This window comes from Verrucosispora sioxanthis, from assembly GCF_010560025.1.
Lineage (GTDB): Bacteria > Actinomycetota > Actinomycetes > Mycobacteriales > Micromonosporaceae > Micromonospora > Micromonospora palythoicola.
Window position 1 is genome coordinate 1,048,548 of the sequence record NZ_SAIY01000001.1, and the last position, 25,978, is coordinate 1,074,525.

Annotated in this window: 22 protein-coding genes; 15 read left to right on the plus strand and 7 right to left on the minus strand. The window is 71.0% G+C overall.

What is annotated here, in order from left to right; genetic code table 11:
• Positions 1-62: 62 nt before the first annotated feature.
• Both ENC19_RS04905 and ENC19_RS04910 read left to right on the plus strand, forming a co-directional pair.
• Positions 63-1,160 carry an LCP family protein gene (locus tag ENC19_RS04905; RefSeq protein WP_164446003.1) on the plus strand — a complete coding sequence of 366 codons (1,098 nt, stop codon included), beginning with the start codon at positions 63-65 and terminating at the stop codon, positions 1,158-1,160.
• Between the two features lie 112 nt (positions 1,161-1,272).
• Positions 1,273-2,817 (plus strand): sugar transferase, encoded by a 1,545-nt coding sequence (locus tag ENC19_RS04910; protein WP_235944376.1) that lies wholly within the window; start codon positions 1,273-1,275, stop codon positions 2,815-2,817.
• Here ENC19_RS04910 and ENC19_RS04915 read toward each other — a convergent pair.
• On the minus strand, positions 2,814-3,512 hold the full coding sequence (locus tag ENC19_RS04915) for a YveK family protein (protein ID WP_164445883.1): 699 nt from the start codon (positions 3,510-3,512) through the stop codon (positions 2,814-2,816). The genes ENC19_RS04910 and ENC19_RS04915 overlap by 4 nt on opposite strands.
• Before the next feature lie 414 nt (positions 3,513-3,926).
• Between ENC19_RS04915 and ENC19_RS04920 the strand changes: the two genes are divergently transcribed.
• From ENC19_RS04920 to ENC19_RS04950, 7 genes are all read left to right on the plus strand, one after another.
• The gene (locus ENC19_RS04920; protein ID WP_235944377.1) at positions 3,927-4,979 is read left to right on the plus strand and encodes a lipopolysaccharide biosynthesis protein; all 1,053 of its coding nucleotides are present in this window, start codon (positions 3,927-3,929) and stop codon (positions 4,977-4,979) included.
• A 2-nt stretch (positions 4,980-4,981) separates the two neighbouring features.
• Positions 4,982-5,833: a glycosyltransferase gene (locus ENC19_RS04925; protein ID WP_164445885.1), complete on the plus strand. Its 852-nt coding sequence runs from the start codon at positions 4,982-4,984 to the stop codon at positions 5,831-5,833.
• Positions 5,830-6,915 carry a glycosyltransferase family 4 protein gene (locus ENC19_RS04930; RefSeq protein WP_164445886.1) on the plus strand — a complete coding sequence of 362 codons (1,086 nt, stop codon included), beginning with the start codon at positions 5,830-5,832 and terminating at the stop codon, positions 6,913-6,915. Before ENC19_RS04925 ends, ENC19_RS04930 begins: the two co-directional genes overlap by 4 nt.
• A 155-nt stretch (positions 6,916-7,070) precedes the next feature.
• The gene (locus ENC19_RS04935; RefSeq protein ID WP_235944378.1) at positions 7,071-8,333 is read left to right on the plus strand and encodes a hypothetical protein; all 1,263 of its coding nucleotides are present in this window, start codon (positions 7,071-7,073) and stop codon (positions 8,331-8,333) included.
• Positions 8,330-9,256, plus strand: coding sequence for a glycosyltransferase family 2 protein (locus ENC19_RS04940; RefSeq protein ID WP_309246164.1), 927 nt, complete (start codon positions 8,330-8,332; stop codon positions 9,254-9,256). Before ENC19_RS04935 ends, ENC19_RS04940 begins: the two co-directional genes overlap by 4 nt.
• Positions 9,256-10,098, plus strand: a complete 843-nt coding sequence (locus ENC19_RS04945) for a glycosyltransferase family 2 protein (RefSeq protein ID WP_164445888.1) — start codon at positions 9,256-9,258, stop codon at positions 10,096-10,098. Before ENC19_RS04940 ends, ENC19_RS04945 begins: the two co-directional genes overlap by 1 nt.
• A gap of 67 nt (positions 10,099-10,165) precedes the next feature.
• The gene (locus ENC19_RS04950) at positions 10,166-11,857 is read left to right on the plus strand and encodes a glycosyltransferase family 39 protein (RefSeq protein ID WP_309246165.1); all 1,692 of its coding nucleotides are present in this window, start codon (positions 10,166-10,168) and stop codon (positions 11,855-11,857) included.
• A gap of 58 nt (positions 11,858-11,915) precedes the next feature.
• On the opposite strand, the gene ENC19_RS04955 is transcribed toward ENC19_RS04950, so the two are convergent.
• Positions 11,916-13,184 carry a hypothetical protein gene (locus ENC19_RS04955; protein ID WP_164445889.1) on the minus strand — a complete coding sequence of 423 codons (1,269 nt, stop codon included), beginning with the start codon at positions 13,182-13,184 and terminating at the stop codon, positions 11,916-11,918.
• A 126-nt stretch (positions 13,185-13,310) separates the two neighbouring features.
• Between ENC19_RS04955 and ENC19_RS04960 the strand changes: the two genes are divergently transcribed.
• Genes ENC19_RS04960 through hutH form a run of 6 tightly spaced genes read left to right on the plus strand, consistent with a single transcriptional unit; the run spans position 13,311 to position 21,164 of the window.
• A complete protein-coding gene (locus ENC19_RS04960) occupies positions 13,311-14,159 on the plus strand; it encodes a MurR/RpiR family transcriptional regulator (RefSeq protein WP_164445890.1) in 849 nt (282 codons plus the stop codon).
• 16 nt (positions 14,160-14,175) lie between these two features.
• Complete coding sequence (hutU, locus tag ENC19_RS04965) at positions 14,176-15,852, plus strand: urocanate hydratase (RefSeq protein ID WP_164445891.1); 1,677 nt, start codon at positions 14,176-14,178, stop codon at positions 15,850-15,852.
• A gap of 11 nt (positions 15,853-15,863) precedes the next feature.
• Positions 15,864-17,078 carry an allantoate amidohydrolase gene (locus ENC19_RS04970; RefSeq protein ID WP_408058047.1) on the plus strand — a complete coding sequence of 405 codons (1,215 nt, stop codon included), beginning with the start codon at positions 15,864-15,866 and terminating at the stop codon, positions 17,076-17,078.
• Positions 17,075-18,433, plus strand: coding sequence for a formimidoylglutamate deiminase (locus ENC19_RS04975; protein ID WP_164445892.1), 1,359 nt, complete (start codon positions 17,075-17,077; stop codon positions 18,431-18,433). The genes ENC19_RS04970 and ENC19_RS04975 overlap by 4 nt, the downstream gene beginning before the upstream one ends.
• Positions 18,430-19,632 carry an imidazolonepropionase gene (gene hutI / locus ENC19_RS04980; protein ID WP_164445893.1) on the plus strand — a complete coding sequence of 401 codons (1,203 nt, stop codon included), beginning with the start codon at positions 18,430-18,432 and terminating at the stop codon, positions 19,630-19,632. Before ENC19_RS04975 ends, hutI begins: the two co-directional genes overlap by 4 nt.
• Entirely contained in the window at positions 19,629-21,164 is a 1,536-nt protein-coding gene (hutH, locus tag ENC19_RS04985; protein WP_164445894.1) for a histidine ammonia-lyase, read from the plus strand. Before hutI ends, hutH begins: the two co-directional genes overlap by 4 nt.
• Before the next feature lie 92 nt (positions 21,165-21,256).
• Here the strand turns inward: hutH and rdgB are convergent, their stop codons facing one another.
• From rdgB to ENC19_RS05010, 5 genes are all read right to left on the minus strand, one after another.
• Complete coding sequence (gene rdgB, locus ENC19_RS04990; protein ID WP_164445895.1) at positions 21,257-21,862, minus strand: RdgB/HAM1 family non-canonical purine NTP pyrophosphatase; 606 nt, start codon at positions 21,860-21,862, stop codon at positions 21,257-21,259.
• On the minus strand, positions 21,859-22,587 hold the full coding sequence (gene rph / locus ENC19_RS04995; RefSeq protein ID WP_164445896.1) for a ribonuclease PH: 729 nt from the start codon (positions 22,585-22,587) through the stop codon (positions 21,859-21,861). The genes rdgB and rph overlap by 4 nt, the downstream gene beginning before the upstream one ends.
• A 71-nt stretch (positions 22,588-22,658) precedes the next feature.
• Positions 22,659-23,774, minus strand: coding sequence for a glycosyltransferase (locus tag ENC19_RS05000; RefSeq protein WP_164446008.1), 1,116 nt, complete (start codon positions 23,772-23,774; stop codon positions 22,659-22,661).
• A gap of 86 nt (positions 23,775-23,860) precedes the next feature.
• Positions 23,861-25,003 (minus strand): glycosyltransferase family 4 protein, encoded by a 1,143-nt coding sequence (locus ENC19_RS05005; protein ID WP_164445897.1) that lies wholly within the window; start codon positions 25,001-25,003, stop codon positions 23,861-23,863.
• An 89-nt stretch (positions 25,004-25,092) separates the two neighbouring features.
• On the minus strand, positions 25,093-25,839 hold the full coding sequence (locus ENC19_RS05010; protein WP_164445898.1) for an MBL fold metallo-hydrolase: 747 nt from the start codon (positions 25,837-25,839) through the stop codon (positions 25,093-25,095).
• Positions 25,840-25,978: the final 139 nt, after the last annotated feature.

Sequence of the window (25,978 nt, forward strand, 5' to 3'; positions counted from 1 at the left end):
GACACGCGAAAGCAACGACAGGGGAATGCGAGCCAGGGGTCGAAATCAGTAGCATCCTCATCATGCGCCAGGACCACGGGGACGTTCAAACCGATACGTCGCTTTCCGCGAGCCCACCGGCTGCGGCGTCGTCCGCCGACGAGCCGCCGACACTGGAGGCGCCGGCCGAGCGCCCGCGACGCCGTCGGCGGTGGTCGCGCCTAGTGTTGATCATGGGCCTGGTGCTGGTGCTGGTGGTCGGTGGTGGGATGCTCGCCGCAGGGCTCTACTACCGGTCCGTCGAATCCAGCGTTGAGCGGGTCGACGCCTTCGAAGACGTCCCGGAGGAGTCCCGACCACAGGTCGTCGCGGCCGACGCCTTGAACATCATGATTTTGGGCAGCGACTCCCGCGATCCGGAGAACACCTCGGGATCCCGCACCGACACGATCATCCTTGCCCACCTCCCGAAGGATCGGTCCAGCGCCCAGCTCATCTCGATCCCTCGCGATACCTGGGTGAGTGTGCCGAGATCCCGCCAGGGGCGCGGCGGTCGCGATGCGAAGATCAACGCCGCGTACGCCTGGGGTGGTGTCCCGCTCATGGTGCAGACGGTGGAGAAGTTCACCGGCGTTCGTGTCGACCACGTGGCGATGGTCGACTTCGCCGGGTTCAAGGAGATCGTCGACGCCCTCGGCGGCATCGAGATCACCGTCGAGCAGGGCTTCACCTCCCGGCACTCGTTCACGCCCGACGGCCGGCGGCAATTCGTCGCGGGCAAGCAGGAGATGGATGGTGCCGCGGCGCTCGACTACGCCCGCGAGCGGTACGCGTTCGCCGACGGTGACTTCACCCGGATCAAGCACCAGCAGCAGGTCATCAAGGCCATTCTCGACAAGGCGGCCTCCGGTGGCACCCTGGCCAGCCCCACCAGACTGAACTCGTTCGTCCGTGCTACGGCGGACGCGGTGGCCGTCGACGAGTCCATGTCTTTGTTGGATCTAGGCATGGAACTGCGTCATCTGCGTGGCGGAAATCTCGACTTCTACACCTGCCCCACCAAGGGCACGGGCCGGATCGGCAACGAAAGTGTCGTGCTCGCCGACACAGCGAAGGCTGATCGGCTCTTCGACGCGGTACGCCGTGACGCGGTGCCGGAAATCCAGTCCGCCGCAAAGTAGGAAGAGGAAACAAGCCTTCCTACTATGGCGGTCTATCTCACCCGACCGTATCCTGCGGTCGCCCTTTGAGACTTGTCGCGCGGCCAAGGGTTCCACGGGGGGAGCGCCAACCATGACAAGCCAGCCGACAATCAGCCATCCCCCGTCCGGCGAGCGCACCGGCGGGTGGGGACAACAACGGGTCGCGCGGCAGGACGCCGTCGACGACGAGGTTCCACCGGCCCCGGCTTCCGTCGAGATGCCGGTCGCCGACGAGATGGCGGACGCGGCCACCTCCGGGCTCGACACGACTGCGGTCCTGCCCTATGCCCGATCCCGTACATCGTCGCGGACGCGACGACTGCGGGCATGGATGATGACGCTTCCAATCGACGCCGCCGCGCTGCTCACCCCGCTGCTGCTGAGTCAGACGTACTGGCGGGGCACGTTGGCAAACGCCGTCCTCGCGGTGGCCATCTTCGCCGCCGGGGGGCTCTACCGGCCCCGCCGGCACGTGAGCATCCTGGACGAGCTGCCGAGCCTCTGTGGGCGACTACTGGCGTCTGCCGCCGTGGTGGCCATCATCGCGGCGCTGCGTCACTCCTCCGTCGAGTACGTCAGCGGATTCATGCGGGGAGTGGCGTTGTCGGCTGGCTTGGTGATCCTCGGCCGGGTGGTCAGCCGTACCCTCACCATCGCCGTACGCAAGCGCCGGTGGGTGGAGCACAACGCGATCATCATCGGTAGCGGGCCGGTCGGGCTCGAACTCGCCCGGCTGCTCCGCCGCTACCCCCGTTACGGGCTACGGTTCGTCGGCTGTGTCGACGCCCCCGCCCGGCAGCGCGGTGCCACGCTCCCGCTGAGCGGCACCCTCGACGATCTGGAGCACCTGGTTCGCCTGTTGGAGTGCGAGGTTCTCGTCATCGCCGACCCGGACTGTCCGGAGTCCACTTTGATGGAGACCCTGCTACGTCCCCGCAGTGCCCGATGCGACCTGTGGGCGGTCCCGCGTCTGTGGGGCTCCCGGGCTCAGGGCGGATACCCCGACCACATCGGGGCGATCCCGATCATCAAGATCGGTGATGTCACGTTCTCCGGTCCACGGTGGGCCGTCAAGCGAGCCTCGGATCTGCTGTTCGCCACGGTGGCTCTGATCGTGCTGTGTCCAGTGCTCCTACTCTGCACCGTCGCCACCGCCGCCGAAGGGGGGCGCGGCATCTTCTTTCGTCAGGAGCGCATCGGCCGGCACGGCAGGTCCTTCCAGGTCATCAAGTTCAGGACGCTGCGTCCGAGGGACGAGCAGGAGTCGCAGACCAACTGGACCATCGGGCACGACCGGCGAGTCGGGCCAATCGGCCGGTTCATGCGCCGTACGTCGCTCGACGAGCTGCCTCAGCTGTGGAACATTCTGCGCGGCGACATGAGCGTGGTGGGTCCGCGGCCGGAGCGGCCGTACTTCGTCGAGAAGTTCTCGGCGGAGTATCCGAACTACGCCGCGCGTCACCGGGTGCCCGTCGGGCTGACTGGGCTCGCGCAGGTCAGCGGCCTGCGGGGGGACACGCCGATCTCCGATCGCACGCGGTTCGACAACTACTACATCGAGAACTGGTCGCTCTGGCTCGACGTCAAGGTGGTGCTGCGTACGGTCGCGGAGGTGTTCCGCGCCGGAGGTCGCTAAAGCTGCCGGCTTCCGCTCGACGCACCGCCGCCGAATGGGTGCGTTCGCACGGTCGCCGCCCAGGCAGCCTTGAGGTCTGCGCTCACGGGAGTGCCCAACCTGCGGTGGGCATGACACACGGCGATGCCGATCCCGATTGCGAATCCACCGAGCGCACCGAGGGCCGCATGCCACGGCCAGGGCACCGCTTCAGGTTCCTTGGGGACGACGCCGACCTTGAGCACGGAGACCCGCGCCCTCGACACGAGGCCGGCTGGCGCTGCGTCGCGCTCCGCGATTCGCTGCAGTTCGGCGGCGAGCGCGTTGACGATGGCGGCCGCCCCCGCTGGGTCGCCGTAGGTGACAGCCACGTCGATCGCCAGGGTGTTCACGGTCGACGACGCAACGATGCGATCGGCGAGTTGGGCGGGTGTGTCCGGCAGGCCGAGCGAATCGATCACCGGTTGGGTCAGCCGCGCACTGTTCATCATGCTGGCGTAGGTCTTCACCCGCCGCTGCATCAACTGTTCGGCGAGCGCCGGGGCGGCGGTCTCCCGGATGTCCGGCGGTTCCGGTACGAAGCTGACGAGCAGTTGCACCTCGGAGCGATAGCTGGCGGGCTGGCTGGCCGCCAGGGCACCCGCCCCGATCCCGCCGAGCAGGGCCAGCAGCGCCATCGTCGCCCAGTGCGCGCCGAAGTAACGGGCGAGGTACATGTGGCTCCACGTCTGTTGTCCCCGGACGAGCCGTCAGATTACCGGTGAGTGACTTCGTCAAATGTCCGAGGGGCCGCTCGGCAGATGCGGCAGGTTCGGTCCAGGCGGTCGATTGCGGGACCGAGCGTCGTTCGGGTAGAAAGTGCCAGCGACGTGGCGTTCATGCTGGCACATCCACCACATCTTCGGGGGGAGACGAGTGGGAAGCGTGTGGCTGGCCGACGCTGCCCGGTCTCGGCAAGACGTCAGCCCGGGGTCGACCGAGGACACCGCGTGCTAGGTATCCGCCGCCGCCTCTCACCCGAACGTCTCTACATTGCCGCGCTCGGGATGACCGGCCTCGCGGCCGTCGTGTCGGTTGCGCTCCCGGCGACCGAACGCGGTGAACTCGCGGCAAACATGGTGGCCGCCACGATGGGGGCTGCGATCGGTGGTTTCTCGACCGACACCTTCCTGCTGTCGCGTCCCGCTGGCTGGATCATGTCTCGCGGACGCAGCTGGATTCTCGGCATCCTCGGGGTCTCGCTCGGGCTCACGGCCGCAGCCGCAGCCGCGATGACAGCGCTGGCCGGGATCGGCAGCTTCACGGTGGGCATCGGCGCCGCCTGCGCCCTCACCGTCTTCAACACGGCAGCTGCGCTGGGTCTACGCCTCAAGAAATTCTGGCTCGTGTACGCCACCCGGGCGGCAGGCGGCGGTGTGCTGATGGCTGGGTACGCGATCCTGCTCGTCGGCGACGAGCGCGACGGCGGCCACTGGAGTCTGGTCTGGCTTCTCGTCCAGGTGGCAGCCGCTGCCGTCCTGGCCGGCGCGGTCCTGGTCTGGGCGCAACGGCTCCGGCCGTTTCCGGCGGTGACCGCACGGCTGCCCGAATATCGGGCCGACCTCGTCGCCGTGGGCCAGTTGCACGTCGGCGTCTCCGCTCAGATGGTGACGTACCGATTGAGTCAGGTCCTGGTGGCTCGCTTCGCCGGGGCCGGACCACTTGGCGTCTACGCCCTGGCCGTGGCCGCGTTGGAGTTCGCACAGGCCGGCGCGGTGGTCAGGTCGCAGCGGATCCTCGCCGAACGAGATCCCGACGCCATCCAGGACCAGAGCCGGGCAGCGGTGCGGGCGGCGTTTCCCGTGGCCTGCCTGGCGGTGATCGGGCTCGCTGTTGTCGGCCTGCTGGTGCCCGACTACCGCGACGCCTGGATCTTCGGGCTGCTCCTGCTGCCCGGCACGTTGGCGCTGGCCGTCGGCAAGACCTGGAGCGCCATGCTGCTCAAGCAGAGTGGCGAGCGAGCCACCACGGCCGTCGCTCTAGTCACGATGTCAGTCTCGGTCGTGCTCTACCTCCTGCTCATTCCATGGATCGGCGCTACCGGTGCCGCCACGGCCTCATCGCTCGCATACGGCGTTTACACGTTCCGGACCTGGCAGCGCCTGCGGCGGTCGTCGCACCTTCTCCTCAATCGGGTGGCCTAGCGGTGGATGTTTCAATCGTCGTTCTGACCTGGGAAGACTTCGAGCGGACGAACGCCTGCGTGAGATCGCTGCCGTCCGCCGCTGAGGTTGTCGTCGTGGACAACGGCAGCGCCGCTGACATCAGCTCGGCCCTACAGGCAATGTGCGACGAGACCGGAGCCCGGTACCTCCGTTCGGAGGTGAACCTTGGCTACGCGAAGGGCATGAACCTGGGAGTACGGCACACCACCCGGTCCCGCGTGGTCTTGTCCAACAACGACATCGTCGTTCGAACCGGCGCCGTCGAGGAGTTGTCCGCGCGTCTCGACGATCCGACGGTCGGGGCCGCGTTTCCGACCGTCCTCGACGTGAACGGCGCGGACCAGACAGCGGCCGGACGCTTCCTGACCGTGGCTGCCGGGCTCGCGCACGCCACCGGACTGAGCCTGGTACTACCGCGCCTGCGGATAGTCTCCCCGCCCGAACAGGGCGACTGGTTCTCCGGGCCCTTCGTGGCGATCCGCCGGGAAACCCTCGACGCCATCGGCGGCGTCGACGAGTCCTCCTTCTTCTACTCCGAGGATCTACGGCTGTGTTGGGCGGTCCGGCGGCTGGGGCTGCGCCTCGCCTACGTACCGGCGGCCGTCGTGACCCACGAGGACGACGCGAGCGCCAAGCGACGGTGGCCGCCGGAGGAGATCTCGCGCCGACAGACCCGCGAGTTCATCCGGGCGAGTCGCGAGCTTGCTGGCTGGCGCGGAAGGATCGCCTGTTCCGCCTACACCCTCGGAGTGCTGCTACGGGCCGGGGTGGGTGGCGGTGCCACCCGTCGGGCGGTGGCCCGGGGCGCCATCGAAGGACTGCGTGCTCGATGAGGGTCCTATTCGTGTGCACGACGGGTGGTGCCGGACGACGGCAACTTGGCGGCGCTGAGCGATTTCTCGCCGAGATGCTGCCGGCGCTGGCCGAGCAGGGGGTGGAGGTGCTGGCCGCCACGCCCGACGACGAGGTGGCGGCGACGCTCCGCGACTCGGGAATCAGGTGGTTCAGGCTCGCAGCCACCCGACGGGTCGATCTTGACTACGCGCGGGACATTCGGCGGCTCGTCGACGAGTCGCGGCCGGACGTGGTGAGCGCCCACCTGCTCTCCGCCGCGATGCACGCCAGAGCCGGGCTCGGCGTCAAGGGCCGGCAGACTCCGCTGGTGGTCGCACTGCACAACAGCTTGTGGCAGTACCGTGACGCCGCAGCGTCGTTGCGCGGAAAAGCCGCGGTGCAGGCGAACATCACGCTCGACCTGATCGCTCGTCGACTACGACCGCACGCAACCGTCGCGGTCTCCGCCTTCGAGGCGGAGGAGCTGCGGGTGCGCGGACGGGTCGACAACGTACGTGTGATCACAAATCCGTTACCTGCGATCTGGCCGACGGCAGGCCTCACGTCGCTCCGTCCACCGACCGAATCGATCCGGGTGGGCTTCCTCGGTCGACTCGAGCGAGAAAAGGGCGCGGACCTTCTCACCGACATCGCGGATGCACTCGCTGATGCCGAGTTCCTGGTCGCCGGAGCCGGAACACTGCCCATCGCGGCTCGTCCCAACATCAGACTCGTCGGCCGCGTGGATGCCGCATCGTTCCTACCGACGCTCGATTGTCTGCTCGTACCATCCCGAGTGGAATCCTTCGGACGTAGCGCGCTGGAGGCGATGTCCCTCGGCGTTCCGGTCGTGCACTCCGGAGTCGGCGGGCTGGCGGAGATCACTCGGCGGGGTGCGGGTGTGCTTGCCTACCAGGCGGACCTGACGACACCGGCGATCACCGCCGCCATCCGTGCGGCTACTCGTCCGGGCAGCGACCCGGGGCATCGGCGCGAGTTGGCCCGGGAGTACGCATCCGAGCACTCCTTCACCCGATGCGTCAAGAACTGGTTTGACCTGTACCGAGCGGTCAGCAGATGACGCCACGCCAACCTGACGAGCATGGCGCCCGGCTGCCGAATTCGGCATCGAGCCCCGACCCTGCACCAGGAGAGGTGACAGGGAAACCGATGCTCCCCGCTGAGAAACGGCTTTGGTCGGTCGGCATCCCCTTTGTCTCTGGCACGCTGCTGTTCATGTCCGTGTGGGACACCGGTGCTGCCGTGACACTTGCCTTGGCGGTAGCGGCCCTGCTCGCAGCGAGGTCGCGGATGTGGGGTTTGGCCGCATGTACAGCCGCCTGGGGTGCCACCTTCCTCGCCGTACTTACCGTTCCCGGCCCCTACGACTCCTGGGCTGGCGAGGCGGTGTTGCCGGTCCTCGCCGGATACGTGGCCGTGTTCCTGACCGCGTGGGCTGTCGGACGGCGACTGACGGTACGGCGCGACGGCGTCGAGTCGCGTCGGCCGACGCTTTCATGGCCCAGTCAACGGCGCCTGCTGACATACCTCTTCGTTCTGCTCGGTATCGCGGCCGCGACGTCGGCCCTCCGGTTCCAGGGGGTGGTGCCACCACTGCTGGCCGACAACCCGGACGCGGCACGGCAGGTGCTGCGGGAACAGTCGAACATCGTCATCGGGCTGCTTTCCGAAGCGTGGACCCTCGGGATGGCGGTCTCCCTCCTGCGCGCCCTGTCTCGAAACTGGCGGACATCGCTCATCTACTACGCTCTCGCCGGCGTCTTCGCCGTGGGCGCTGCCCTCGGCGCGAGCAAGAACTCCGTGCTCGTCGGGATCGCGCCCGCGCTGATCGCCGCCCTGTCGATGTACCGCCCGAGGCGGCGAGCGACGAAAGCCTTCCCGAAGACCCCGGTCATCCTTCTCATCGGCCTGGCGGTCCTCGGCACTGCCGTCTTCCTCGGCGGGCAGCGCACGATGGCGGGGACCGGTTCGTTCGAGAACGAGTTCCGGTCCCAGTACGGCGGCAACGCCGTGGCCAGCAGCGTCGGCTCGCTCGACCTGTCCCTGAGCTCGTCCACGGAGACATTCGGCCGGCTCTGGTCCCAACGGGAGCACCTGGACCCGAGGTACGGCGCGTACTCCCTGACATTTCTGGGCTCCCGTGTCGAGCCACTGGTCGGCGAGGCGGATTTGTACGCGGTGACGTCCCAACTCAGCCAGCCGTACCACATGAACACCGCGACGTTCGTTGCCATACCGCTGCTCGATTTCGGAGCGGCCGGTGCAGTCCTCTTTCTCGCCGCCCTAGGACTGGTGGTCGGCGCGGCCGAACGTCGGCTCGAGTTCACCACCGCACCCGCCGGACAGTTGGGCCGGGGCTTCATCGTGTATTTCGCCATGTTCGGCCTGTACGAGCTCTACCCGTTCATCTATCCGACCTGGCTGAGCCTGGTACCCGGGCTCTACGTCCTACACCGGCTGGGGAGATCCGCGACGTGAGCGAGACGTCTGCCACGGGCCTGACGGTGGTCACCGTCCTGTACCGGTCGGGCGACATGCTGGCCGAGACGCTGCCGACGTGGGTACGCGCCGTCAGTGAACTCCCGGTTCGGTTCGTCTTCGCCGACAACTGTCCCGGTGACGGCTGCGAGGCGATCATCGCGGGTTGTCTGGGTGACGCCTCGTACACCTATCTTCCCGACTCCTCGAATCCCGGTTTCGCGGAAGGCTGTAACCGCGCCGTCGCAGCCGCGACGACGAGCCACGTCCTGCTGCTGAATCCGGACGTCTGGCTGCCCGAGGACGGCCTGGCCCGCGTCTGGGCCACCGTCGCGGCGAATCCCGACGGCCCGATCGCGGTAGGTCTTTCCATGTACGGCGGCGCGTACGTCGGCATCGACCTTCACCCGATCGCCCTCTTCATCGACCGGGTGGCGACGGTGTCCCGAGGTCCGCTCGGGCCGTCGGGTGGCGCGGCGGTCTTTCCCACCGACCTGTTCCGACGGTTCGGCGGGTTCCACGAGCATCTGTTCGCCTGGGGGGAGGACGCCGACCTGGCCTTCCGGCTCTATGCCTCGGGCCTACGCACTCGCCCGCTGGACCTGGTGCTACCGCACGCGGGCGGTCACAGCGTCGAGGGCGACAGCAGCCTTCAGGGGTTCCGGGCCCGACTTTTGGCACGCAACCGGCTCCTCGTAGCGGCCCGGACCTTCACCTGGCCACTGCTGCTCGTCGCGGTTCCCGTGCTGACACTCGCCCACCTCGCACTGGCCGCCCGCCGCGCCCGGCAAGGGCTGCTACGGCCGTTCCTTCGCGGTGTCGGGCGCGGCCTGGTCGAGGCGCCGGCCGCCCGCCGGCAGTGGAACGGCAAGAGATTCGGCTTCGTGTCCCTGTGCCGCTACCTGACAGTTCGGAGAGCGTGATGACTGAACGTAGGTGGAGCGTCGTCACGGTCACCTACAACTCGGCGGAGACCCTGCGCCGCTGTTGGCACAACGAATCCAGACCGTACGAGTGGATCGTCGTCGACAACTGCTCCGCCGACGACTCGGTACAGGTGGCGGAGAAACTGGGTGCCCGAGTCATCCAACTGGCGGAGAACGTTGGCTTTGCCAAGGCCAACAACATCGGGCTACGCGAGGCGGGTGAGTACGTTCTGTTCGCGAACCCGGATCTCGAGCTTCGCCCTGATGGTCTCACCGTGTTGAAACGGCACCTTGACGTGCACGGCGGGCTGGTTGCGCCCCAGTTGCTCTCGGCGGAGGGCATTCCACAGCCCAACGGCCGCGGCTTCCCGTACGCGACGGCGAAGCTGGGTAACCGGCGCGTCTGGCCGCTGAACCGGCTGCACGGGTCGTACCGCATCCTGGCCGGTCCCGGCGAGTCGGTCTACGTCGCCTGGGTCATGGGCGCGGCGGTAGCGGCGCGTACGGCGGAGTTCGTCGAGTTGGGTGGGTGGGACGAGCGGTTCTTTCTCTACTACGAGGATCACGAGCTCGGTCTACGCTCGTGGCAACTCGGCCGCCCGGTCGTCCTGCTCGGTGATGTCCGTTGGACCCATCATTGGGCCCGCGCGACAAACTCAGTGCACTGGTCACGGGCACACAACCTTGAACTGCGCAGTGCTCGGACCTTCTTCGGCATCTTTCCCGAGTTCCTGATCGGACTGCCGCCGGCATCCCGACGGCACCGGACCGCCGCCCGCCTGGTCGGCTCGCCCGTGAATGCGGAACCGGGTGTACAGCGGTGTCAACCACCCCGGTAACCCTGCCGGCGCTCATCGCGACAGTTTCCCCCGCCGCGACAATGCCTGCCCTTGGTAGCGTCTCGCCGTGCCCGAGACGCGCCGCCTCCCGGTCCACCCCGCCTTGGCGGCTGCTGCGCCAGCCCAGTCCCGTTACGGCCGGCAGACGGCTTCCGGGGCGGCACCCTCGATCGTGAAGGCCCTGGGCCGGCTCCCCTACTGGTCGCTTGCCGGCATCATCGTCGGGTTTGGTGCGGTGTTGCGGATCCGGCAGTGGACGTTCGGGCGCAGCTTCTGGAGCGACGAACTGTACGTGGCTCACAACCTGCGCGAGCGAAGTTACCTGGAGTTGCTGGAGCCGCTCGCCTTCAGCCAATCGGCCCCGCCAGGTTGGCTCTGGCTCGAACGGCTCTCCCTCCAGCTGTTCGGCCCACCGGAACAGTCGATGCGGCTCGTACCGCTGCTCTTCGGGCTGGCGCTGCTGCCGCTGGTCGGCTGGCTCGGACGGCGGCTCATGCCGCCACTCACCGCGCTCACCGCTCTGCTGCTGGTCGCGATCGCACCCTTCCTCATCGCCTACTCGAACGAACTCAAGCCGTACAGCGCCGAGGCATTCTGCGTGACGCTGCTCGTGGGAACGGCTCTCCTCCTGACCCGCCGGAACAGGTTGACCCGGCGCAGTGGCATCGAGTTCTGGGGAATCGCACTTGTCACGTCCGTACTGAGCATCATGGCCATACCGGTCGCCGCTGCGCTCGGCGTGTTGATTGGGCTGCACACGCTCGTCAGTCCGGGACAGCGGTGGGTGCAGCGGGTGCGTGAACTGGGCCGCTTCCTGCTGCCCACGCCAATCTGGATCATCGCTGCGCTGTGGATCTATGTAGCGGTCCTGGCACCCGGTCAGAACGACGCCCATCTCCAGGCGTACTGGCTGGGCAAGGCGATCTACCCGTACCAGCCGCTCACGAACGTTCCCGCCACCCTGGACTGGCTCGGTTCGACGTATCGCAGCCTGGCCCGCGTGCCGTTCGTGTCCTGGTCGGCCTGGATAGTCGTACCGTTGCTGGTCACCGGTGCGGTCCTGTGGTGGCGTCGCGTAGCCGCTCTCGCCGTATTGATTCTGGTCACTCCGCTGATGGTCGGACTGGTCGGCGCGGCCGCGTCGGTCTACCCGTTCACCGGCCGGCTGGCGCTCTACACGGTGCCGGCTCTGCTGATGCTGGCCAGCCTCGCGGTGGCCGCGCCGGACGCCCGGCACGGCGTTCCCAGTCGCGTCCGCAGGGCGCTCGGTGCGGCGCTTGTCATCGCGCTGGCGGCTCCTCAGCTCGCCCTCGACGTGACGGCGTCAACCCGTCCACAACACGCCTTCCCGCAGGGTGGGGGTGCCAACGTGGCCGACTACCGGACCGCCCTGCGCCACCTGAGTGACGAGCGGCGTCCGGATGACCTGTTCCTCGCGACCCGGCTGTCCTGGAACTCGCAGTCCTACTACGGCCCGCCAGCCGACGGCTATGTGGCACCGGCTCCGCCCACCGGTTGTCCACAGCGGACCGTGGCGGAGCTGCTGGCCGGACGGTCCCGGGTCTGGCTGTTCCAGATCACCGACTGGGAGGAGATCGAGAACAGAGATGTCATCGTCCGCCTCGGCAGTCGCGGCGGAGCGGTCACGGAGCGAGTCTTCCGCGGTGCGCGCCTGGTTCGGATCGACCTTCCCGCCGACGTCACGGTAGGTGCCGACGTCTGTCTGGTCGCTCCACCCGACGGAGCCGCGGTGCGCTGAGGTCCGGCGGCGTCACCGCCGGCCGGTGTCGGGCCCGGTGGACGATTTCGAAACCGGGTCAGCTGTTCCGGTGCCAGAGGTCCCGAAGCGCGTCCCAGTTGCCACCGAGCCCCGCGCCGCAGGGCGTCTCCAGATACAAGGAGCTGAGGCCGTCGTCGCGGCTCCACCAGATCCCGCAAACCGGCCGCCCGTCGTGGCCGTTGCCCGCGTACTCGACGTAGGCGCCTGGGGCTCCACTGGAGCCGCCGGTGCTCTGGGTGGCCTCCCTGAGACCCGGTGCGAGTGCCCGGCCGATGATGCCCATCTCCTGGCGGAAGGTCCGCGCGGCCTCCTTCGTGGCCGCCGACTCGTACCGGGCGAAATGCACGGCCACGCCGCGGTACCGGCAGAAGACGTGCCGGCTCTCACCGTCCAACAGTTCGGGACCACCGACCTCCGTGTCAACCGCGCATCCACCCATCTGCGCCAGCCAGGGCTCGGCGAGCGGCATGAGGTCCCCGTCGAACTTCGTCTTGTTCAACGAGTTCTGCGTCGCGTCGTACAGCGGCGGAGAGGCACTTACCGACGGATCGCCGGCCGGCTCGCCCGACCCGTCGAGCGCGCCGCCGACGAAGAACCCGGCACCACCGGCCAGCAGCGCGGTCAGCACCACACCGCCGATCCAGAGACGGAGCCGGTTACGCGGCGGACGTGCGACGGGTGCGATCCTGCGCCCACCGGACGAGTCGAACGGATCTACGGCGCCGAATGTGCCCGGCACCGCCGGACCGAATCCCGCATCCGATACCGGAGTCGCCGCGCCAGCGGACGGTGCCGACGTCCCCACCTGGGGCGCCCCCGGCGAGGCCGGCGCGCCAGAGATCGGGTGCGGAGCTCCGGACGCCGGCTGCTCGGGAATCTGCACCGACCGGTGCACGACAGGTGAGCCCGACACGAGCTGCGGGGCTCCGGAGACCGGCTGCGGAGCACCGGAAACCGGCTGTGGCGGCGCGGAGACGGGTGCCCTGGCCTCCGCCTGGATCGGCTGGTAGTCCACCCCGAGCGAGCGCATCAGCCGTTCCGCACCCGGCCCAGCTTCGGCGGGGTAGGCGACCCACGGCGCGGCGGCCGAGAAGTCGGCGTACGTGTACGGCACACCCTCGGGCACCTCGGCCAACGAGTTAGCCATTCCGGCGAACGCCTCCCGCCAACCCTCGGTGGCGGCGACGGTGGCATCCAGGACTGCCACCGTCACAAGGCGGCCCTGTTCATCGATGGCCGCCCACGCCTTGCCCACCGAAGACCCGCCCAGCATGTGGGTGAACCTGTAGGGCGTTCCCGGCTGCATGCCAACTCCTTCGCTCAACCGCCATGCGGATCCTACAGAGACGGCACCAACTGGCTCGGCCCGCCGCCGCTGGCCGCACAGAGCCCGGAGTTGCTTGATGAAAGTTTTCATGCATAGAGTCACCGGATGAATGAGGGAGTTGCCATGGCGTCGGCGGAGCGGGTCGTCGGCCTGTTCGACGGCGTCCGGCTCACCCCGACGCAGCGGCGCATCGCGCACTGCCTGGTGCAGCACGCCCCCGCCATCGGCTACCTCTCCGCCGCCGAGGTCGCCGAGCTGGCCGGGGTCAGCCAGCCGTCGGTCACCCGGTTCGCGGTGGCGCTGGGCCACGACGGCTACCCGGCGCTGCGTCGTCGGCTGCGCGAGCTGACCGCCGCCGCGCCCGGCCCGACCACCGCCGGCAACGAACTTCAGCAGGCGGTACGCGCCGAGATCGGCAACCTGGACCGGTTGGCCGGTCAGTTGGCCGACCGGGAGCGGATCGCCGAGACCGGGCGTCTGCTGGCGGCCAGCCGACCGCTGCCGGTGCTCGGTCTGCGCTCGGCCGCGCCACTGGCCGCGTACTTCGCGTACTTCGCCGCCAAGGTGCATCCCGACGTGCGGGTGCTCGACGACGGCGGCAGCCTGCTCACCGACCGCCTCGAACAGGCCGCCGAGGCGGGGGCGCGGGCGCTGCTGGCGTTCGTGCTGCCGCGTTATCCCCGGGAGACCCTGGAGGCGCTGCGCGAGGCCCGCGCGGCGCGGCTGACGGTCGTGGCGATCACCGACTCACCGGTGAGTCCGGCGACCGAGCACGCCGACGTGGTGCTGCCCGCCGCGGTCGGCGCGCAACTGGTGTTCGACCTGCACACCGCTCCGATGACCCTGGCCATGGTGCTGCTTCAGGCGATCTGCGACGCCGCCCCGGCCGAGACCCAGCGGCGGCTGGAGGCGTTCGAAGCCTCGGCGGCCCGTCGACAGTTGTTCCTCGGTTAGGAGGAGGAGAACCACGATGACGCGATCCGACCAGGCCGCGCCCGGCCCGGGAACCAGCATCCACGCCGCACGCGGTACCGAACGCACCGCCCTTGGCTGGCCGCAGGAGGCCGCCCTGCGGATGTTGATGAACAACCTCGACCCCGAGGTCGCCGAGCGCCCCGACGACCTGGTCGTGTACGGCGGCACCGGCCGGGCGGCCCGGGACTGGCCGTCGTACCACGCCCTGGTGCGGACGCTCACCGAGCTACGCGACGACGAGACGATGCTGGTGCAGTCGGGTCGCCCGGTCGGTGTGCTGCGGACGCACGAGTGGGCGCCCCGGGTGCTGCTGGCCAACTCGAACCTGGTCGGCGACTGGGCGACCTGGCCGGAGTTCCGCCGCCTGGAGCAGCTCGGCCTGACCATGTACGGGCAGATGACCGCCGGCTCGTGGATCTACATCGGCACCCAGGGCATCCTCCAGGGCACCTACGAGACCTTCGCCGCCGTCGCCGCCAAGAAGTTCGGCGACACGTTGGCCGGCACGCTGACGTTGACCGCGGGCTGCGGCGGAATGGGCGGGGCGCAGCCGCTCGCGGTCACCATGAATGGCGGCGTCTGCCTGATCGTGGACGTGGACCGTAGCCGGCTGGCCCGCCGAGTGCACGACCGCTACCTGGACGAGATCGCCGACGACCTGGACGACGCGGTCGCGCGGGTGCTCGCCGCCAGGCGGGAGCGCCGGGCGTTGAGCGTCGGTGTCGTCGGCAACGCCGCCACCGTCTTTCCGGAGCTGCTGCGCCGGGGCGTGCCGGTCGACATCGTCACCGACCAGACCAGCGCGCACGATCCGCTGTCGTACCTGCCGGAGGGGGTCGAGCTGGCCGACGCCCGGGAGTACGCGACGGCCAAGCCGGCCGAGTTCACCGACCGGGCCCGGGCGTCGATGGCGAGGCACGTCGAGGCGATGGTGGGTTTCCTCGACGCGGGCGCTGAGGTCTTCGACTACGGCAACTCGATCCGGGGCGAGGCCCGCCTCGGCGGGTACGACCGCGCCTTCGACTTCCCCGGCTTCGTGCCGGCGTACATCCGGCCGTTGTTCTGCGAGGGCAAGGGGCCGTTCCGGTGGGCGGCGCTCTCCGGCGATCCGGCCGACATCGCCGCCACCGACCGGGCGATCCTGGACCTGTTCCCGGAGAACGAGTCCCTCGCGCGGTGGATCCGGCTGGCCGGTGAGCGGGTCGCGTTCCAGGGCCTGCCCGCGCGGATCTGCTGGCTCGGTTACGGCGAGCGGGACCGCGCCGGCGTACGGTTCAACGAGATGGTCGCCTCGGGTGAGCTGAGTGCGCCGGTGGTGATCGGCCGCGACCACCTGGACTGCGGCAGCGTGGCCAGCCCGTACCGGGAGACCGAGGCGATGGCCGACGGCTCGGACGCGATCGCGGACTGGCCGCTGCTCAACGCGCTCGTCAACACCGCCAGCGGGGCGTCCTGGGTCTCCATCCACCATGGCGGCGGCGTCGGCATCGGTCGGTCGATCCACGCCGGTCAGGTCTGCGTGGCCGACGGCAGCGCGCTGGCCGGGCAGAAGATCGAGCGGGTGCTGACCAACGACCCGGCGATGGGCGTCATCCGGCACGTCGACGCCGGCTACGACGCCGCCCGCGAGGTGGCCGACCGCACCGGCGTGCGCGTCCCGATGGCGGAGTGAGGGAGCTCTTGTTGACGCATTCGGCAGCGGACGAGCACCGGCTCGGCAGGTTCCGGCAGCTCTGGGACGAGATCGCCACAATCGGGCGGGACGAGCGCAGCGGCGGCTACCTGCGGTACGCGCTGACCGAGCCGGAGCTGCGGCTGCGGCAGTGGTTCCGGGCGCAGGCCGCCGAGCGGGCCATGCCGGTGACCGACGACGGCAACGGCAACCTGTTCGCCTGGTGGGGCGACCCGGAGGCCGGGGAGGCGATCCTGACCGGCAGCCACTTCGACTCGGTGCCGCACGGTGGGGCGTACGACGGTCCGCTGGGCATCGTGAGCGCCTTCCTGGCGGTCGACGAGTTGCGTGCGGCGGGTGTCACGCCGGCCCGGCCGGTGGCGGTGGCGGCGTTCGTGGAGGAGGAGGGCGCCCGGTTCGGCGTACCGTGCCTGGGGTCGCGGCTGCTCACCGGCGCGCTCGACGTCGAGCGGGCGGCCGGGTTGCGTGACACCGGCGGGGTGAGCTTCGCCGAGGCGTTGGGTGACCGGCCGGCGGGTGCCCGGCCGGAACTGCTCGGCCACTTCGCGGCCTTCGTGGAGTTGCATGTCGAGCAGGGCCGCGCGCTCGTCGAGCAGGACGCGCCGGTGGCCGTCGCGAGCGCCATCTGGCCGCACGGCCGCTGGCGCTTCGACTTCACCGGCGAGGGCAACCACGCGGGTACGACCCGGATGGTCGACCGCCGGGACCCGATGCTGACGTACGCGTTCACGGTGCTCGCCGCCAACAAGGAGGCCCGGCTGCGTGGTGCCCACGCCACCGTCGGTCGGGTGGCGGTGGAGCCGAACGCCACGAACGCGATTCCGTCCCGGGTGACCGGCTGGCTGGACGCCCGCGCGGCCGAGCCGGAGACGCTGACCGGGATGGTGGAGGCCGTGCACGGCAAGGCCACGGAGCGGGCCCGGCGCGACGGTACTCAGGTGACGCTGACCGAGGAGTCGGCGACCCCGCTGGTGGCCTTCGACGGCGAATTGGCCGACCGGTTGGCCGGGCTGCTGGCCGCGCCGGTGCTGCCCACCGGGGCGGGGCACGACGCCGGGGTGCTCGCCGCCCACGTACCCACCGCGATGCTGTTCGTCCGCAACCCGACCGGGGTGTCGCACTCCCCCGCCGAGTCGGCCACCGACGCCGACTGCGCCACCGGGGTGACCGCGCTGGCCCGGGTGCTTGAGGAGTTGCTCCGATGAGTGCCACCCGTTGGCTCGCGGAGTACGCCTGGCTGCCCGGGGAGGCCGAACCGACCCCGGACGTGCTGATCGAGACGGTGCACGACCGGATCACCGGCGTGAAAGCGCTCGCGCCGGACGGCCGGCCCGACGCCGGTGTCGAGGTGCTGGCCGACGCGGTGCGGCTGCCGGGGCTGACCCTGCCGGGGCTGGCCAACGCGCACTCGCACGCGTTCCACCGGGCGCTGCGCGGGCGCACCCACGCCGGGCGCGGCGACTTCTGGAGCTGGCGCGACCGGATGTACGCGGTCGCCGGTCGCCTCGACCCCGACTCGTACCTGGCGCTGGCCCGGGCGGTCTACGCCGAGATGGCGCTGGCCGGCATCACCTGTGTGGGCGAGTTCCACTACCTGCATCACGGGCCGGGCTGCAGCCGGTACGCCGATCCGAACGCGATGGGCGCGGCGCTTGTCGAGGCGGCAGCGCAGGCCGGGATCCGGCTGACCCTGCTGGACACCTGCTACCTGACCGCCTCGGTGGACGGCCGGCCGCTTGTCGGGCCGCAGCAGCGGTTCGGTGACGGCGACGCGCTGCGGTGGGCGGAACGGCTCGACGCGTTCACTCCCGACGGCGGGCACGTGCGTCTGGGTGCCGCGATCCACTCGGTACGCGCGGTGCCGGCCGAACAGCTCGCCACCGTCGCCGGTTGGGCGCAGCGGCGTGATGCGCCACTGCACGTGCACCTGTCGGAGCAGCCCGCCGAGAACGACGCCTGCCGGGCGGTGCACGGGTGTACCCCGACCCGGCTGCTCGCCGACCACGGGGTGCTCGGCCGGGCCACCACGGCGGTGCACGCCACCCATCCGACGAGCGCCGACGTGGGGCTGCTCGGCGACAGCCGGACCGGGGTCTGCCTCTGCCCCACCACCGAGCGGGATCTGGCCGACGGTATCGGGCCGGCCCGCCGGATGGCCGACGCCGGCATTCCGCTGAGCCTGGGCAGTGACAGCCACGCCGTGATCGACCCGTTCGAGGAGGCACGCGCCGTCGAACTGGACGAGCGGCTGCGCACCCGAAAGCGGGGCCATTTCACCCCGGCGGAGCTGTTCACCGCCGCGAGCAGCGCCGGGCACGCCGCGCTGGGCTGGACCGACGCCGGCCGGATCGCCGTCGGTGACCGCGCCGACCTGGTCACGGTGCGGCTGGACAGCGTACGCACGGCCGGGGTGACCCCGGCTGGCGTCTGGTTCGCGGCGAGCACCGCCGACGTCGTGCAGGTGGTGGTGGACGGTCAGGTGCTGGTCCGCGACGGTCGGCACGTGCGGGTGGACGTGGCGCGGGAACTGGCCACCGCGATCACGGAGGTCACCTCATGAGCCTGCTGGTGGACAACATCGGTGAGCTGGTGACGAATGTGCCCGGCGCGGGCGAGGGCGGGCCGCTGGGGATCCGGCGTCGCGCGGCGGTGCTCGTCGAGGAGGGCGAGGTGGCCTGGGTCGGCCCGGCAGCCGACGCGCCGGCGGCGGACGGGCGGATCGACGCCGCCGGTGCGGCGGTGCTGCCCGGGTTCGTGGACAGCCACGCCCACCTCGTCTTCGCCGGGGACCGGGCCGCCGAGTTCGCCGCCCGGATGGCCGGCGAGCCGTACACCGGCGGTGGTATCCGCACCACGGTCGGCGCCACCCGGGCCGCCTCCGACGGCGAGCTGCGGGCCACCGTGCGCCGGCTGCGCGCGGAGGCGCTGCGCCAGGGCAGCACCACGATCGAGATCAAGAGTGGGTACGGCCTCACCGTCGCCGACGAGGCCCGCTCGCTGCGGATCGCCGCCGAGGTCACCGGGGAGACCACCTTCCTCGGCGCGCACGTGGTCCCGGCCGAGTACGCCGACCGCCCCGACGAGTACGTGGGGCTGGTCTGCGGGCCGATGCTGGCCGCCGCCGCGCCGTACGCCCGCTGGATCGACGTGTTCTGCGAGCGGGGCGCCTTCGACGCCGACCATGCCCGCGCGATCCTGACCTGCGGACAGGCGGTCGGCCTGGACGTGCGGGTGCACGCCAACCAGCTCGGCCACGGCCCGGGCGTGCGACTCGGGGTCGAGTTGGGCGCGGCCAGCGTGGACCACTGCACCCACCTGACCGACGCCGACATCGACGCGCTGGCGTCGACCCGGTTCGACTGCATGTGCCACGAAGGCGGGCACACCACGACCGTCGCCACCCTGCTGCCCGGCGCGGAGTTCTCCACCCGGTCGCCCTACCCGGACGCGCGCCGGCTGCTCGACGCCGGCGTCACCGTGGCGCTGGCCACCGACTGCAACCCCGGCTCGTCGTACACCTCGTCGATGCCGTTCTGCCTCGCGCTGGCCGTCCGCGAGATGGGGATGACGCCGGCGGAGGCGGTCTGGTCCGCGACCGCCGGTGGCGCGCGGGCGCTGCGCCGCGACGACGTCGGCGTGCTGCGGCCCGGTGCCCGGGCCGACCTGATCATCCTCGACGCACCGTCCCACCTGCACCTGGCCTACCGGCCCGGGGTGCCTCTCGTCCGCCAGGTTCTGCACAACGGAGTACCGCGATGACCGTCACCGTCCAGCCCACCGGAATCACCCCCGCCGACGTGCGCGCCGTGGCGCGTGGCGGTGCCAAGGTGGTCCTCGATCCGGCCACCGTGGACGCGATGGCCACCAGTCGGTCCATCGTGGACGGCATCGAGGCCGCGGGTCGTCCCGTGTACGGCGTGTCGACCGGTTTCGGGGCGCTGGCCAACACCTTCGTCGCACCCGAGCGCCGCGCCGAGTTGCAGCACGCGCTGATCCGGTCACACGCCGCCGGCGTCGGCGCGCCGATGCCCCGGGAGGTGGTACGGGCGATGATGCTGCTGCGGGTCCGCTCGCTGGCGCTCGGCCGCTCCGGGGTACGGCCGCTGGTTGCCGAGGCCCTGGTGGACCTGCTCAACCACGAGGTCACCCCGTGGGTGCCGGAGCACGGTTCGTTGGGTGCCTCCGGTGACCTGGCCCCGTTGGCACACTGCGCGCTGGTGCTGCTCGGCGAGGGCTGGGTGCTCGGCCCCGACGGCGGACGGGTGCCCGCCGCCGACGCGCTGCGCCGGGCCGGCATCGCCCCGGTCGAGCTGGCCGCCAAGGAGGGGCTGGCGCTGATCAACGGCACCGACGGCATGCTCGGCATGCTGCTGCTGGCCATCGACGACGCCGCCCACCTGTTCACCATGGCCGACGTCACCGCCGCCCTCGCCATCGAGGCGATGCTCGGCTCGGAACGACCGTTCCTGCCGGAACTGCACGCCATCCGTCCGCATCCCGGGCAGGGCGTCTCGGCCGCCAACATCCACCGGTTGTTGCAGCAATCGGCGGTGATGGACTCGCACCGCGACGACCTGGCGCACGCGGTGCAGGACGCCTACTCGATGCGCTGCGCACCGCAGGTGGCCGGCGCGGCCCGGGACACCCTGGACTTCGTCCGGACTACCGCCGCCCGGGAACTGGTCTCGGTGGTGGACAACCCGGTGGTGCTGCCCGACGGTCGGGTCGAGTCGACCGGGAACTTCCACGGCGCGCCCCTGGGCTTCGCGGCGGACTTCCTGGCCATCGCCGCCGCCGAGGTGGGCGCGATCGCCGAGCGGCGGGTGGACCGCCTGCTCGACGTCACCCGGTCCCGGGACCTGCCGGCGTTCCTCTCCCCCGACGCCGGGGTCAACTCCGGGCTGATGATCGCGCAGTACACGGCCGCCGGGATCGTCGCCGAGAACCGCCGGCTGGCCGCGCCGGCCTCGGTGGATTCGCTGCCCACCAGTGGCATGCAGGAGGACCACGTCTCGATGGGCTGGGCGGCGACCAGGAAGCTGCGTACCGTGCTGGACAACCTGACCAGTCTGCTCGCGGTGGAACTGCTCGCCGCCGTACGCGGGTTGCAGTTGCGGGCACCGTTGGTTCCGTCACCGGCCGGGCGGGCGGCGATCGCCGCGCTCGGCGGAGCCGTCGGCGAGCCCGGCCCCGACGTCTTCCTCGCCCCGCTGATGGAGGCCGCCCGCGCCGTGCTGGCCGCCCCCGACCTCCGCACCGCCATCGAGCAGGAGATCGGCCCCCTCGGCTGAGGCCGGGTGATGGCGCACGAGACGCCGCAACTCGTGCCTTCAACCGCCCCGGATACCGCGACATACCGCAACTCGTGTCGCGGTATCCGCGCTCAGAGCACCTTGGCGACCAGCGCGGCCAGCTCGCGCAGCGCCTTGCCACGGTGGCTGATCGCGTCCTTCTCCTGCGGGGTCAACTCGGCGTTCGTGCGGTCCTGGCCGTCGCCGAGGAAGATCGGGTCGTAGCCGAATCCGCCGTCGCCGCGCGGAGCACGCAGCAGGCGGCCCGCCTGCCGGCCGTCGACCAGGTGTTCCTTGCCACCGGGCAGCACCAGCGCGACGGTGCAGATGAAGGAGGCGCCCCGCTGCTCGTCCGGCACGTCGCCGATCTGGTCGAGCACGAGTTGGAGGTTGGCCTGGTCGTCACCGTGCCGCCCGGCCCAGCGGGCGCTGAACACCCCCGGCATCCCGTTGAGCGCGTCGACGGCCAGCCCGGAGTCGTCGGCGATCGTCGGCAGCCCGGTCCGCCGGCAGCCCTCCCGGGCCTTGATCAGCGCGTTCTCGCCGAAGGTCAGCCCGGTCTCCGGCAGCTCCGGGTACGCCTCGACATCGTCGAGCCCGATCAGCGCCACCCGGTGCGCGCCCAGCGCCCCGTCCAGGATGCGCTGCAACTCGATCAGCTTCTTGCGGTTGCGGGTGGCGAGCAGCACCTTGTTCATGGGAGTAGAGCCTTCCGCTGGGCTTCGGCCAGGTCCAGGCAGCCGACCACGGCCAGGTCGAGCAGGGCGTCGAGCTGGTCGCGGGCGAAGACACCGGCCTCGCCGGTGCCCTGCACCTCGACGAAGTCGCCGGTGCCGGTGCAGATCACGTTCATGTCGACCTCGGCGGCCACGTCCTCGTCATAGCACAGGTCCAGGCGCGGCTCACCGGCGACCACACCGACGCTCACCGCCGCTACCGACCGGTGCATCACCTTCTCCGGCTGACCGCTCAGGGCCTTGCGGGCGGCGAGCCAGTTCACCGCGTCGTACAGCGCCACGTAGGCACCGGTGATCGCGGCGGTCCGGGTGCCGCCGTCGGCCTGCAGCACGTCGCAGTCGAGCACGATCGAGTTCTCACCGAGCGCCTTGAGGTCGATCGCGGCGCGCAGGCTCCGGCCGATCAGCCGGGAGATCTCGTGGGTACGCCCACCCACCCGGCCCTTGACGCTCTCCCGGTCGGATCGGGTGTTCGTGGCCCGGGGCAGCATCGCGTACTCCGCGGTCACCCAGCCCAGCCCGGAGCCACGGCGCCAGCGCGGCACCCCCTCGGTGACGCTCGCGGTGCAGAGCACCCGGGTGCCGCCGAACTCCACGAGCACCGAGCCCTCGGGATGGGTGCTCCAACCGCGGGTCAGGGTCACCGGTCGAAGTTGGTCGGGTCGCCGCCCGTCAGGTCGCGCCATCCCTGCACCCTATGTGGTCCACCGATCGGACCCTCCCCGGGTGTCGGCCGCCCTCCGTCCCAGCCCCGGAATCAGCGGTCGGCGTGGGCGCCGTGCGCGCGGAGGAACCCGGCGACCGCCGCCGGCCAGCCGAACCGCTCCGCCCGGTGCCGGGCGGCGGCCCGCCGGGCGGCCTCGGGGCGCGACAGCAGCTGGTCGACGGCCGCGGCGAACGTCGCCGGGGTGCCGTCGGCGGCGATGCCGCCCGGACCGACCACCTCGGGCAACGCGCTGGCCGCGTTCACCACCACCGGGGTACCGCAGGCCAACGCCTCCAGCCCGGCCAGACCGAAGGTCTCCACCGGGCCCGGGGCCAGGACCACGTCGGCGCTGGCCAGCACCGCCGCGAGGGCACGACGGTCGGGCAGGAAGCCGGTGAAGGTGACGGGGAGACCGGCCGCGCGGCGTTGCAGCGCGGTGCGACGCGGGCCGTCGCCGACCATCACCAGCACCGCCGGCACACCGGACCGGCGCAGCTGCGCCACCGCGTCGACGGCCAGTTCGGGCCGCTTCTCCACCGACAGCCGCGCGCAGTGCACCAGCAGCACCTCGCCCGGGCCCGCGTACCGGTCCCGGACCGCCGGGTCGGCGCGGCCGGGGTGGAAGGTGTCCAGGTCGACGCCGAGTGGTACCAGGTCGACGTGGGGCACGCCGATGCGGGCGAACTCCTCGGCCGCCCATCGGGTGGTGCAGACGATCCGGTCGTACCGGCGGGCCGTGTCGGCGTTCAGCCGGTCGGCGATCCGCCGGCCCAGCGGGCCGGGTAAGCCCCAGGCGGTCAGCAGGCCGGTGAGCGACTCGTGCGAGACCATCACCGACGGCACGCAGTTCTCCCGCGCCCAGTCGCCGGTCCAGCGCAGCGTCGCGCGGTCGGACACCTCCAGCCGGTCGGGTGCGAGCGTGGTCAGCAACCGCGCGAGCCGGCGACGGGCGGTCAGCAGCCGGTAGCCGCCACTGTGCGGCAGCGGTGGTCCGGCGAGGGTGACCACTCGGCCCCACGGATGTCGTTCGTCGTCGTCACGGCGGCCGGGCACCACGAGCACGGGGTCGTGCCCGGCCGCCCGGTAACCCTCGCCCAGCTGCTGCAACGCGGTGCGTAGCCCGCCGGAGGTGCCGGTGACGAAGCTGGCCAGCCGGACGATCCGCAGCGCGCCGCCGGGGGTGCCCGCGACCTGGGTCGTGGTGGTGGCGCCGGTGCTCCTGGTCGTGCTGGTGTCCTCCGGGTGGTTGCCGGTCACGACGCCGCCGGCAGGTCGACGGCGATGCTGGCGCGGGCGGCCCGGTAGTGCCCGACGAGTTCGTCGCCGACCGCCGCCCAGCTGCGTCCGCTCACCTGGGCGCGCGCCGCGCTGCCGTACGCCTGCCGGCGGGCCCCGTCGGCGGCCAGCCCCGCGACCGTCTCGGCGATCGCCGCGTCGTCCCCGGGCGGCACCAGTTCGCCGGTCTGCCCCGGGGTGACCAGGTCGACCGGCCCGCCACTGGCCGGCGCGACCACCGGCACCCCGCTGGCCAGCGCCTCCTGGATGGTCTGGCCGAAGGTCTCGTGCGGCCCGGTGTGCACGAACAGGTCGAGGCTGGCGTAGAGGCGGGCCAGCGCCTCGCCGTGCTGGACGCCGAGGAACCGCACGCCGGGCAGGTCCCGTTCGAGCTGGCGGCGGGCCGGGCCGTCACCGGCGACCACGACCCGGACGCCCGGCAGTCGGGCGGTGGCGGCGAGCAGGTCGACCCGCTTCTCCGGGGCGAGCCGTCCCACGTAACCGACCAGCAGTTCCCCGTGGGGGGCGAGGGTCCGGCGCAGACTCTGGCAACGCTTGTCCGGGTGGAAGCGCTCCGCGTCGACGCCCCGACGCCACAGCCAGATCCGCTGCACGCCGTGCGCGGCGAGGTTCTCGGCGGCCCGGGTGGAGGGGGCCAGGGTACGGCGGGCCGAGTTGTGGATCTCCCGCAGCCGCCGCCAGGCCGCGGCCTCGCCCCACCCGACCCGGTATGCCCGGGCGTACGCGGCGACGTCGGTCTGGTAGACGGCGACGGTGGGCAGCCCGTGCCGGGCGGCCAGCGTCGCCGCCCGGGCGCCGAGGATGAACGGACTGGCCAGGTGCACCACGTCGGGCGAGTGCTCCAGCAGCACTCCGGCCAGCCGGTTGTTCGTCGGCACGCCGAGCCGGAAGCCCTGGTAGCGCGGCAACGGCACGCTCGGGATGCGGACCACCGGGTACGGGTACCGGTCGGTGTCGCGGCGCCGCGTTCCCGGCGGGGCGGGTGCGATCACCAACGGCTCGTGGCCGCGGGCGACGAGGTGCTCGGCGGCCCGCACGACCGAGTGGGCGACTCCGTTGACGTCGGGCGGGAACGACTCGGTCACGATGGCGATCCGCATGTCTTCACCGTCGTGGTGGCAGCGAAGGTCCAGGAGACGTCCAATTGACCACCCGGCGAACAGTGCGGCACGAACCCGCGCCCGGCGGGTCAGACCTCGTAGCAGGCGCCGGGACGGACCACTTCCAACGGGCCGGCGTACGCGGCGGAGGCGGCCGCCACGGTGAGCGCCTCACTGCCCCAGGCGGGGACCAGGTGGGTCAGCAGCAGCCGCCCGACGTTGGCCTTGGCGGCCGCCTCGCCCGCCTCACCGCCGGTGAGGTGCAGGTCCGGCGGGTTGTCGACGCCGTCGAGATAGCTGGCCTCGCAGAGAAAGACGTCGGCGTTCTGGGCCAGGCGCAGCAGCGCCTCGCAGGGGGCGGTGTCCGAGGAGTAGCAGAGCACCCGGCCGGCGTGCTCCAGGCGTACGCCGTAGGTCTCCACCGGGTGCAGCACCCGGTCGACGGTGACGGTGAACGGGCCGATCGGGAAGGTGCCGGGTTGCAACGCGTAGAACTGGTAGACGTCCTCGACGGTGCTGTCCTCCTGCCCGTACGCGGTGGCGAGCCGGTCCGGGGCGCCGGCCGGCGCGTAGACCGGCAACGGCGGGTACGGCCCGTCCGGGGCGTACCGCCGCACCACCACGTAGGTGGCGGCGTCGAGGATGTGGTCGCAGTGCAGGTGGGTCAGCAGGATGGCGTCCGGGGCGTGCAGCCCGGCATAGCGTTGCAGAGTGGACAGTGAGCCCGAGCCGAAGTCGACCAGGAGCCGGAAGTCCTCGGCCTCGACCAGGTAGGCCGAGCAGGGGGACTCGGGTCCGGGGAAGCTGCCCGCACAGCCCAGGACGGTCAGTCGCATCGAGTTGTCTCGCTGTCACGGTAGGTAGTGAACGTGCCGGCCGCCGCTCCGGCGGTGATCACTACCGACGCGTACGCCACGCTGCGCAGCCTACGCCCGCGCGTGCAAGGGCAAGAATGATCTGCTGGAAGTTGTCATC

What these genes read in the sequence shown, in the direction of transcription:
- ENC19_RS04945 (WP_164445888.1), top strand. Translation starts at nt 9,256, where the DNA reads ATGACTGAACGTAGGTGGAGCGTCGTCACGGTCACCTACAACTCGGCG.
- rph (WP_164445896.1), bottom strand. Translation starts at nt 22,587, where the DNA reads ATGGCGCGACCTGACGGGCGGCGACCCGACCAACTTCGACCGGTGACC.
- ENC19_RS04960 (WP_164445890.1), top strand. Translation starts at nt 13,311, where the DNA reads ATGAATGAGGGAGTTGCCATGGCGTCGGCGGAGCGGGTCGTCGGCCTG.
- ENC19_RS05010 (WP_164445898.1), bottom strand. Translation starts at nt 25,839, where the DNA reads ATGCGACTGACCGTCCTGGGCTGTGCGGGCAGCTTCCCCGGACCCGAG.
- ENC19_RS04955 (WP_164445889.1), bottom strand. Translation starts at nt 13,184, where the DNA reads ATGCAGCCGGGAACGCCCTACAGGTTCACCCACATGCTGGGCGGGTCT.
- ENC19_RS04915 (WP_164445883.1), bottom strand. Translation starts at nt 3,512, where the DNA reads ATGTACCTCGCCCGTTACTTCGGCGCGCACTGGGCGACGATGGCGCTG.
- ENC19_RS04930 (WP_164445886.1), top strand. Translation starts at nt 5,830, where the DNA reads ATGAGGGTCCTATTCGTGTGCACGACGGGTGGTGCCGGACGACGGCAA.
- ENC19_RS04910 (WP_235944376.1), top strand. Translation starts at nt 1,273, where the DNA reads ATGACAAGCCAGCCGACAATCAGCCATCCCCCGTCCGGCGAGCGCACC.
- hutH (WP_164445894.1), top strand. Translation starts at nt 19,629, where the DNA reads ATGACCGTCACCGTCCAGCCCACCGGAATCACCCCCGCCGACGTGCGC.
- hutI (WP_164445893.1), top strand. Translation starts at nt 18,430, where the DNA reads ATGAGCCTGCTGGTGGACAACATCGGTGAGCTGGTGACGAATGTGCCC.
- ENC19_RS04935 (WP_235944378.1), top strand. Translation starts at nt 7,071, where the DNA reads ATGTCCGTGTGGGACACCGGTGCTGCCGTGACACTTGCCTTGGCGGTA.
- ENC19_RS05005 (WP_164445897.1), bottom strand. Translation starts at nt 25,003, where the DNA reads ATGCGGATCGCCATCGTGACCGAGTCGTTCCCGCCCGACGTCAACGGA.
- rdgB (WP_164445895.1), bottom strand. Translation starts at nt 21,862, where the DNA reads ATGAACAAGGTGCTGCTCGCCACCCGCAACCGCAAGAAGCTGATCGAG.
- ENC19_RS04905 (WP_164446003.1), top strand. Translation starts at nt 63, where the DNA reads ATGCGCCAGGACCACGGGGACGTTCAAACCGATACGTCGCTTTCCGCG.
- hutU (WP_164445891.1), top strand. Translation starts at nt 14,176, where the DNA reads ATGACGCGATCCGACCAGGCCGCGCCCGGCCCGGGAACCAGCATCCAC.
- ENC19_RS04975 (WP_164445892.1), top strand. Translation starts at nt 17,075, where the DNA reads ATGAGTGCCACCCGTTGGCTCGCGGAGTACGCCTGGCTGCCCGGGGAG.
- ENC19_RS04920 (WP_235944377.1), top strand. Translation starts at nt 3,927, where the DNA reads ATGGGGGCTGCGATCGGTGGTTTCTCGACCGACACCTTCCTGCTGTCG.